At 38.2% G+C, this 9,191-nt stretch carries 10 protein-coding genes; 1 reads left to right on the top strand and 9 read right to left on the bottom strand.

Features of this window, described 5'->3' with window-relative positions; all coding sequences use genetic code 11:
• Nucleotides 1-127 precede the first annotated feature (127 nt).
• From ADI58_RS10130 to ADI58_RS10110, 5 genes are all read right to left on the bottom strand, one after another.
• Complete coding sequence (locus tag ADI58_RS10130) at nucleotides 128-1,519, bottom strand: APC family permease (RefSeq protein ID WP_049522495.1); 1,392 nt, start codon at nucleotides 1,517-1,519, stop codon at nucleotides 128-130.
• A 125-nt stretch (nucleotides 1,520-1,644) separates the two neighbouring features.
• Nucleotides 1,645-2,211 carry a thiol-disulfide oxidoreductase-associated lipoprotein SdbB gene (gene sdbB, locus ADI58_RS10125; protein ID WP_049522494.1) on the bottom strand — a complete coding sequence of 189 codons (567 nt, stop codon included), beginning with the start codon at nucleotides 2,209-2,211 and terminating at the stop codon, nucleotides 1,645-1,647.
• A 10-nt stretch (nucleotides 2,212-2,221) separates the two neighbouring features.
• Nucleotides 2,222-2,929: a thiol-disulfide oxidoreductase-associated membrane protein CcdA2 gene (gene ccdA2 / locus ADI58_RS10120; protein ID WP_049522493.1), complete on the bottom strand. Its 708-nt coding sequence runs from the start codon at nucleotides 2,927-2,929 to the stop codon at nucleotides 2,222-2,224.
• A 214-nt stretch (nucleotides 2,930-3,143) separates the two neighbouring features.
• The gene (locus ADI58_RS10115) at nucleotides 3,144-3,419 is read right to left on the bottom strand and encodes an HU family DNA-binding protein (protein WP_001284637.1); all 276 of its coding nucleotides are present in this window, start codon (nucleotides 3,417-3,419) and stop codon (nucleotides 3,144-3,146) included.
• Between the two features lie 107 nt (nucleotides 3,420-3,526).
• The gene (locus tag ADI58_RS10110) at nucleotides 3,527-4,366 is read right to left on the bottom strand and encodes a DegV family protein (RefSeq protein WP_049522492.1); all 840 of its coding nucleotides are present in this window, start codon (nucleotides 4,364-4,366) and stop codon (nucleotides 3,527-3,529) included.
• 141 nt (nucleotides 4,367-4,507) lie between these two features.
• Here ADI58_RS10110 and ADI58_RS10105 point away from each other — a divergent pair, with 141 nt between their 5' ends.
• Complete coding sequence (locus ADI58_RS10105) at nucleotides 4,508-5,356, top strand: YitT family protein (protein WP_000592057.1); 849 nt, start codon at nucleotides 4,508-4,510, stop codon at nucleotides 5,354-5,356.
• A gap of 87 nt (nucleotides 5,357-5,443) precedes the next feature.
• On the opposite strand, the gene ADI58_RS10100 is transcribed toward ADI58_RS10105, so the two are convergent.
• From ADI58_RS10100 to ADI58_RS10085, 4 genes are all read right to left on the bottom strand, one after another.
• Nucleotides 5,444-6,361, bottom strand: a complete 918-nt coding sequence (locus tag ADI58_RS10100) for a bifunctional riboflavin kinase/FAD synthetase (protein WP_049522491.1) — start codon at nucleotides 6,359-6,361, stop codon at nucleotides 5,444-5,446.
• Nucleotides 6,362-6,578: 217 nt separating this feature from the next.
• A complete protein-coding gene (locus ADI58_RS10095) occupies nucleotides 6,579-7,439 on the bottom strand; it encodes a methionyl aminopeptidase (protein ID WP_000631543.1) in 861 nt (286 codons plus the stop codon).
• Nucleotides 7,440-7,454: 15 nt separating this feature from the next.
• Entirely contained in the window at nucleotides 7,455-8,732 is a 1,278-nt protein-coding gene (gene spxR / locus ADI58_RS10090; RefSeq protein ID WP_049522490.1) for a CBS-HotDog domain-containing transcription factor SpxR, read from the bottom strand.
• The coding region (locus tag ADI58_RS10085) for a GNAT family N-acetyltransferase (protein WP_049522489.1) at nucleotides 8,725-9,191 on the bottom strand (467 nt) is incomplete at its 5' end. The genes ADI58_RS10085 and spxR, both read right to left, overlap by 8 nt.

Below are 9,191 nucleotides of genomic sequence, written 5' to 3'. Positions count from 1 at the left end.
GTTGTAGATGAAACTGACGAAGTCAGCTCAAAACACTGTTTTGAGGTTGTAGATAAGACTGACGAAGTCAGTCACATATATACGGTAAGGCGAGGCTGACGTGGTTTGAAGAGATTTTCGAAGAGTATTATTCTTCTATGGTAGAATGCTTATAGCCATAAGTGAAGTAAATAATACTTCCTACTAACAACGCAACTAGGAAAGCAATCCAGGTTTCCATATTATACTGCAACATAAAGGATAAACAAATGATGATTGATAAAATCGGTAATAAGGGTACCAATGGTGTTTTAAATTCGCCCGCTTTGGGCATTCCTTTTTCTTTCCGTAAGCGAATCAAGCCGTAAGCAAGCATAATCAAGTAGGCCAGGGTACAAATGTTTAAGAAGGCTGCGATACTGGCTAGTGGGAATATTCCTGCAGCTACCGCTGAGGCTAGACCCGTCAAGATAGTAGCATTCTTTGGTACCTTGCTAGTCTTCGTTAGTTCTTTAAAGGCGGCAGGCATCAAGCCGTCACGCGCTAAACTGTAAATCATACGCGATAGGGCATAGGTCATCGAGATACAAACCGTAATCAAGGTCAAGATAGCAACTAATGACACATAGTTGGCTGCCCAACTGATCCCAACGCTACGAAGGGCAAAGGCAACGGCATCGTCGACATTTAGATGGCTATAATGGACCACACCAGTTAAGACAAGCGTCACCAAGGCATAAAGAATGGTTACGATAGAAAGCGATAAGACAATCCCTCTAGGAATATTTTTTTGAGGAGTCTTGACCTCATCTACGGCCATAGAGATGGATTCAAATCCCAAAAAACCGAAGAACATCAAGGACGCACCAGCCATAATACCAGTACTAGCACCATAGATTTGTCCAAAACCATAAGGAGCAAAATTGCTCCAATTATCAAGCTTGATATGCCAAATTCCCACCAAAATAAAGAGAGCTAAAGCGGAAAATTTCAAAATCACTAAAATAGAATTAAAGCGTAAGGCAGCCTTGGCATTAAGTAAAACAAGTGAGGTCACCAAGACCAAGACAAGAATAGGTAATAAATCAACAAATGTGCCAGCTTGAGGATTGAAGGTGCCATTTAAAGCCTGAGGAAGGGCTATCCCGTATTGAGAAAGCAATCCTTTAAAATAAGCTGCCCAACCCGAAGCTACGCCTGATATGGCTGTCATGAACTCCATCATGGTTAACCAGCCAGCCAACCAGGCTGGAAATTCTCCTAAAATAGCATAGAGATAACTGTAGGCACCACCTGTAGCAGGTACTCGTGAAGCAAATTCTGCAAAAAAGAGGGCTGATAATCCCACACACAAGGCAGAAATGACGATTGAAATCACTAGGGCTGGACCAGCTAGAGTTGCGGCTGCAGTACCTGTGATTGTAAAGACACCTATCCCTACCATAGCCCCGATACCTAACAAAATCAAATCCCATAACTTCAAATGCCTGTGCATCTCTGTTTTATCTAAACTAACGTTCTTTGTTCTAAATATATTCATCTTTGACTCCAAAATAAAATGATGATTCTATTTTACCATAAATATAGGAGATTTGTGAATATTTATAAAACATTTTCCTAAAAAAATCTGACTACTCTCTTGTAATCAGATTCTCTTTATCTATGCTAGTTCATTTCTTTAAATGCTGCTTCTGCATCCGCATTACTGATAACACCAAATTGAATCTTTCCAATCTTTCCTTGGCTATCAATTAAATATTCTGTAGGAATGCTTCGAATTTGATAAGCTTGAAAGGTGGTTGCTTTGGTATCATAAAGAACTGGGATATCCTTATAACCTTGATCTTGGAACCATTGTGGGAATTGCTCAACAGTTTTTTCGCCTTGAATACCCGGTGCAATGACACTAAGAATTTCAAAATCGCGATCTGGTTTTGCAGCTAATTCCATCAACTCAGGCATACTTTTCTTACATGGACCACACCAGGAAGCCCAAAACTTCAAATAGACTTTTTTACCCTTATAATCAGATAACTTAACTTCTTTACCGTCCATAGATTGCAAGGTAAAATCTGGAGCATCTTTCCCAACAGCAATTTGTTGTACAGGCGTTTGTTGCTGTTGTTTTGGGGATTGTTGTGGAGCTTGAGTCTTTTTAGTCTCTTCCTCACCACAGGCTATCAATACGACTAATGACAAGAGGCTTAAGCCAGCAAATATTATTTTTTTCATTTGTTCTCCTTTATTCAAAAATTCCAGCTAGGACATTTACTTGTCCTAACAGTAACAAAATTCCCATTAAAATAATGAGGAAACCACCAATTTTCTTTAGTAGCATCATATGACGCTTTATTTTACTAAAATAAGGCATTACTATACCTGAAGCTAGAGCCAAGACCAAGAAAGGAATAGCCATCCCTAGAGTATAAATCAAGGTATAGATAGCTCCTTGCCAGGCGCCATTGCCTCCAGAAGCAGCAAGTGCTAAAACAGAACTCAAAACAGGACCAATACAAGGCGTCCAACCAAAGCTAAAAGTAATACCGAGTAAAAAGGCCGACCAATAACGATTGGCTTCTGATTTCTTAAAAGTAAAGCTTTTTTGAACCTCTAATTTCTTAAAATGAAAAATTTCCATCTGGTGAAGGCCCAAAATAATGATAATCGTACCCATGGTATAGCGAAACCAATTAGCATAGAGAATATTACCAAAGTAACCAGCACCAAATCCTAGAATAAAAAAAATAAGAGAAATACCTGCGATAAAGCAAAGCGTTCGAATCAAACCTGACCAAGCAACTTTTCTCCCAAACAAGGAAAAATTTTTTGCGCTTTCCTGATCATCCAGTAAAATTCCAGTATAAACTGGCAGAAGAGGAAAAATACAGGGGGAAAAGAAGGACAAGATTCCTGCTAAAAAAACGGAGATTGAAAATACTATCGTTTCCAATAAAGAACCAACTTTCTTAAGATTTCTAATCCTATTTTACTATAATCAATTTCATTTGTATGATTTCTGCTACGCAAATTGAATTAGCCAGTATTTGAAAGATTTGTTCCGGTATTAGTTCATTCAGATTCTGCCCCCAAAATGCCCCAAAGCAAACAAAAAAGCCTACTGACCAAGCTAGAAAGCTTGATACAATAGGTTTTTTAAAGGCTGATTATTTAACAGCGTCTTTAAGAGCTTTACCAGCTTTGAATGCTGGAACTTTAGAAGCTGCAATTGTGATTTCTTTACCAGTTTGTGGGTTGCGACCTTTACGTGCAGCACGCTCACGAACTTCAAAGTTACCAAAACCGATCAATTGAACTTTTTCACCAGCTGCAAGGTAGTCAGCTACTGCTGCGAATACAGCTTCAACTGCTGCCGCTGAGTCTTTCTTAGTCAATTCTGTAGCTTCTGCTACTTTAGCGATCAAATCTTGTTTGTTTGCCATGTTAATGATTCCTCCAATTTAATTTCTAATTAACAAATATAATCATATCCTAAAATCCCTTTTAGGTCAAGTTAAAAACGCTATTTCTTCCCATTTTCTTTATTTTTTTAGGAGTGGTAACGTACCAAAATAGCCCAAGCATTCTCACCTGTGTGCGTTTGAATAATGGAACCCGTTTCCAAAACAGAAATTGGCTGTTCAACATAAGCTTGTAAGCTTTCTTTCATCTCTTTTGCCCAATCAACACTACCAGAATATGAAATTCCAATCTCTGCTACAGAACGTTCAGAGAGCGATGTTCTCAACTCATCCAACCATTTTTTAAAAGTTTTAGCACCACGACCTTTAACCATTGGCTGCAATTCATGGTCCTTCATCTGCATGACAACACGGATATTAAGAAGAGAACTCAACAATCCAGTTACACGGCCAATTCGTCCACCTTTAACAAGATTTTCCAAAGTTGAAACACCAATATAGAGCTCTGTATGGTTTTTTATCTCTTCAACGTGAGATAAAATTTCCGCCATATCTTTGCCTTCTTGTGCTAATTTCGCAGCCTCAACAACTTGGAATTTCAAGGCTTGGTCAGTAAAGGAACTATCGATCACCGTCACGTCGGCAGTAGATAGGCTGGCACCTTGGCGTGCTGCTTCTACAGTCCCCGAAAGAGCATGGGACATATGAATAGCAAGAATCTGGCTACCATCTTTGCATAGGTCTTCAAAAACTTCAGCGAAGACACCTACAGGTGGTTGACTTGTCTTAGGAAGATTCTTACTTGCTTGCATCAACTGAAGAAATTTACCTTCTTCTTTTAAATCAGCATCAGAATAAACAACATTATCAATCATTACAGATAATGGAACAATTGTAATATCTAATTGTTTTACGAGTTCTGGTTCAATAGTAACAGATGAATCGGTTACAATCTTAATTTTTGTCATAGTATCAATCTTTCTATTTTAGGATTCAGATTGGTTTTCTTACTTCTAATTATATCAAAAAAAGATTAAAAATCCTAATGGAGTCAATCAAATTTTCCGTAAAAATTTGATATAATCAACTTATAAGAAAAGAGGTGTCCTATGATTAAAAAAATTTACCCCATTTTTACCATTTTACTAGGTGCTGCTATTTATGCTTTTGGGCTGACTTATTTTGTAGTTCCTCATCATCTCTTTGAAGGAGGGGCGACAGGTATTACCCTCATCACCTTTTATCTTTTTAAAATCCCTGTTTCGCTCATGAACTTGCTGATTAACATTCCCCTTTTCATACTAGCTTGGAAAATCTTTGGAGCAAAGTCCCTCTATTCTAGTTTACTAGGAACTTTAGCCTTATCCGCCTGGTTGGCCTTTTTTGAACGTATTCCCCTTCATATTGACCTTCAAGGTGATTTACTGATTACTGCACTCATAGCGGGAATTCTATTGGGAATTGGTCTTGGAATTATCTTTAATGCTGGAGGTACAACTGGTGGTACTGATATTCTAGCTCGTATTCTCAATAAATACACTCATATATCCATGGGAAAACTGCTCTTTATCCTAGATTTTTGTATTCTCATGCTTATTCTCCTAATCTTCAAGGATTTGAGATTGGTTTCCTACACGCTCTTATTTGATTTTATCGTTTCTCGTGTCATTGATTTGATTGGCGAAGGAGGCTATGCTGGTAAAGGCTTTATGATTATCACAAAACGTCCTGACCAACTTGCTAAAGCGATTAATGATGACCTAGGAAGAGGCGTTACTTTTATTTCTGGTCAAGGCTACTATAGTAAAGAAAATTTGAAAATCATTTACTGTATTGTCGGTAGAAATGAGATTGTGAAAATGAAGGAAATGATTCATCGAATCGATCCTCAAGCCTTTATAACCATTACAGAAGCCCATGAAATCCTTGGAGAAGGATTCACCTTTGAAAAAGAATAAAAAGAGGTAGTGTAGTGACCTCAAAAGTTAGACTTATTCATCTATCTTTTGGGTTACAAACAACCTCTTTTTTAATTATCCAAACTCTTAAGACCAATTCCGAGCTACTTCTTCGTCAGCCTTTAACTGATCCACTAATTGGTCAACTGAGTCAAATTTGGTCATATCTCGAATGCGATCAAGCCAATAAACCATGACGGTTTCCCCATAAATATCTTGATTAAAATCAAAAATATTGACTTCAAAACGTGCTTCTTCTCCATCAAAGGTCACATTTTTCCCGACACTAGCCATAGCACGATACTTCTGTCTTTGAATCTCAACATCAACGACATAAACGCCATCTGCTGGCATATAAGTACGATCTAAAAGCACCAAATTAGCTGTTGGATAACCAATCGTACGACCACGAGCATTGCCATGAACCACCATACCTCTTGATGGAAGCGATGCCCCCAAAAGTTCTCCTGCTTCTTTCACATTTCCATCTAAAATAGCTTGACGGATACGAGTTGAACTAATCTTTCCTTTCTCATCTTCTACAGGTGGAACGATAATGACTTCTCCATCAAAGTAATCCTTTAAGTCTTCTGCCGTTTTTTGGTCAGAACCAAATGTATAATCAAAACCTGCAACAATAATTTTGGCATTCATAGCCTTGATATAAGTTGCAAAAAATTCTTCTGCCGTGAGACTAGCGAATTGACTACTAAAATCAAGGAGATATAATTCTTCTACACCTTCTCGTTTTAATTTTCTTTCACGTTCAGCAGGGTTCAAAATATGTAAAAACAGATCAGGATGATAAGGTTCTAAAGCGATCTTTGGAGATTCATTAAAGGTCATAACGACGATAGGTAATAAATCTTTTCTCGCAGCCTTATTGGCAACACGAAATAATTCTTGATGCCCCTTGTGTATACCATCAAAATAGCCGAGAACAACGACTGAATCAGATGGTGTGCCAATATCTTTTTGGTTTTTTATAGGAATAGTAATAATCATAAAATAATTATATCATAGCGATAGCTATTTCTGGAACAGAAAATCTGAAATGTCGTTTTTTTCACCTGAAGTGTACTATTTTAGAAGAATTATGTTTTTAAAATCAGAAAAACGCATTATACCAGGTACTTTAAAAGCTTGATACAATGCGTTTTTTATGAAAAGATTTAATGGGTTTTCTAACAAAATGAATTTCCAGCAGTATTTCCGCTTTCTATTAATAAGTCCCTTCTTCACCTTGACTAGTCAAGATAACAGGTCCATCTTTCGTAATGACAAATTGGTGTTCATACTGACATGACAATCCACCGTCAATGGTCTTATGCGCCCAACCAGTCTTCATATCTGTGTCGATTTCCCAGTCACCTGTATTGATCATTGGTTCAATGGTCAATACCATACCTTCACGAAGACGAAGTCCACGACCTGCAATACCGTAGTTGGGAACCATTGGTTCTTCATGCATAGTTGGACCAACACCATGACCAACCAAATCACGCACTACACCGTAACCACGACTTTCAGCGTATTCTTGAATCGCCGCACCGATATCACCGATACGATTTCCAACAACAGCCTGCTCAATCCCCTTGTACATAGCTTCTTTAGTTACATCCATCAAGTTTTTCACTTCTTCGGACGGTGTACCAACAGCATAAGCCCAACATGAGTCTGCAAGACCACCAGAATAGCTCTGAGTGTATTTCTTCATTTGCTCAACATTGTTGAAGTTTAATTTTGAGACATTCAAGTCAGATTTAGCAATAGGACCTCCCAAAACCATATCAACTTTGAGCAAATCACCATCTTTCAAGATATAGTGACGAGGGAAAGCATGAGCCACTTCATCATTAAGAGAGCAACAGGTAGCATAAGGATAGTCCATCATTGCACCGTCAACCCCAATCTGAAGTGGAAGAAAATTTTCTTCCTTGCAACGACGGCGAACGTATTCTTCAACTTCCCACATATCTACGCCTGGCTTAATCAAATCACGCAAGCCAATATGGATACTTGCGAGGAAATCACCGGCTTTATCCATAGCTTCGATTTCACGAGCTGATTTTAATGTTATCATTTTTTCTCCTAGTTTCTAATTAATTTTAACGGTTACATTTGCTTTTGAAACAATCTGATGACCATGATAAATATCGTAATCAATAATAGCTGATCGTCTAGTATGATGAATAATGCGTGCTTGAATGCGTAGTATATCATCTATCTGAACAGCCTGCAAAAAGTAGATTAGCATCTGCTCGATGATGAGATTGCGCCCACTATTAACAACTAAATCTTGAGTCATGTGGGTCAGAATTTCTGCCAATACACCATTAGCCAAAACACCGTTTTTCTCAAGCATAAAGGGTTCCACTGTAATCACTACTTCATCATGGTGATAAGAAAGTTTTTGACCAATCTGCTCAGAAAAAGTAGGTAGAGCAGAAACTTGTGAACGGCTCATCTTTTCCATTACATCTCGTCTGGTTACAACTCCAAGCAAGGTTTGATTATTCCGAACAACCGGTACCATTTCAAAGTCTTCAGCAATCATCCGTTGACTTACATTGGCAATATTTGTCGATAATCCAACCAAAAACAGACTACGAGACATGACCTTGTCAATTGTGGTACTTGGTGACTTATCACCAGCGTCTCTCATGGTTACAACTCCAACAACAATCTGGTGTTGATTGATAACTGGGAAACGGCTACTACGATTCTTACGAACTAAGTCCAAATAATCTTTGACTGTGTCGGTTTCTCTCAGAAAACCATATTCATGACTCGGACGATAAAGTTTCTCAACTGTCAGAATATCAGTCTTGATTTGTACATTTGACAGGGCTTTATTGATCATGGTCGCGACAGTGAAAGTGTCATGTTTGCTTCTTAAAACAGGAATTCCTTTTTGATTGGCCAGTTTAAGCACATCATCATGAACCTGAAATCCTCCTGTCACAAGAACAGCATTTTCATTTTCAAGCGCTAACAGTTGGATACGGGTACGGTCTCCGACAATCAAGAGCCCCCCATCGTGAAGGTAAGACAAGATATTTTGTTCAGTCATGGCACCAATTGAAAACTTACTGAATTCTCTCTCTAAACCTTCTTGTCCAGCCAAAACCTCAGAAGAAGTCACTTCTGCAATTTCAGCAAAAGTTAATCTTTCAATCGCAACTTTCTGGGATTTAACACGGATAGTACCACTTCTAGGACGAGTCTCTACAATTCCACGGTTTTCAGCTTCTTTAATGGCCCGATAGGCAGTTCCATCACTGACTCCCAGATGGTTTGAAATGCTACGAACACTGACCCTTTTACCTACTGGTAATTCCTCCAAATAGCTTAGAATTTCCTGATGCTTACTCATTGAATTCTCCTTTTACATACCGAAATTCAAGATAATCTCGCATTTTTCTTGTGTAACGATCACTTCCCTTAAACTGACGAAACAAACTAAATCCAGACTTAAGAGCAACTCTTTGGCTAGCTTCATTTTCAAGGTGGGTAATGATAGATAATTGTTTTAAGCCAAATTCCTCAAAAGAAAGCTGACAAATTTTTCTAACAACCTCTGTCATAAATCCTTGCGACCAAGCATCTTTTCTCAAAAAATAGCCAAGCTCCGCTTCTTTTTTGATTTCATCTAACTTCTCAAATTTAATAGAACCAATCATTTGTTGATTTTTCTGGTCACAAATTGCCCACACTCCCAAAGGGGACTTCATAAAGTAATTGGCCAACGCATATTGACTCTCTTCTAGACTTACCTGAGTTGGGAAAATAAATTGTAAATTTTCAGGATCTGAGGCTATCTCATGGAAGTCTT

This window comes from Streptococcus mitis (assembly GCF_001074635.1).
Taxonomy (GTDB): domain Bacteria; phylum Bacillota; class Bacilli; order Lactobacillales; family Streptococcaceae; genus Streptococcus; species Streptococcus mitis_E.
Note: the sequence above shows the minus strand (reverse complement) of the source record. Positions and strands in the feature narration are given on the sequence as shown.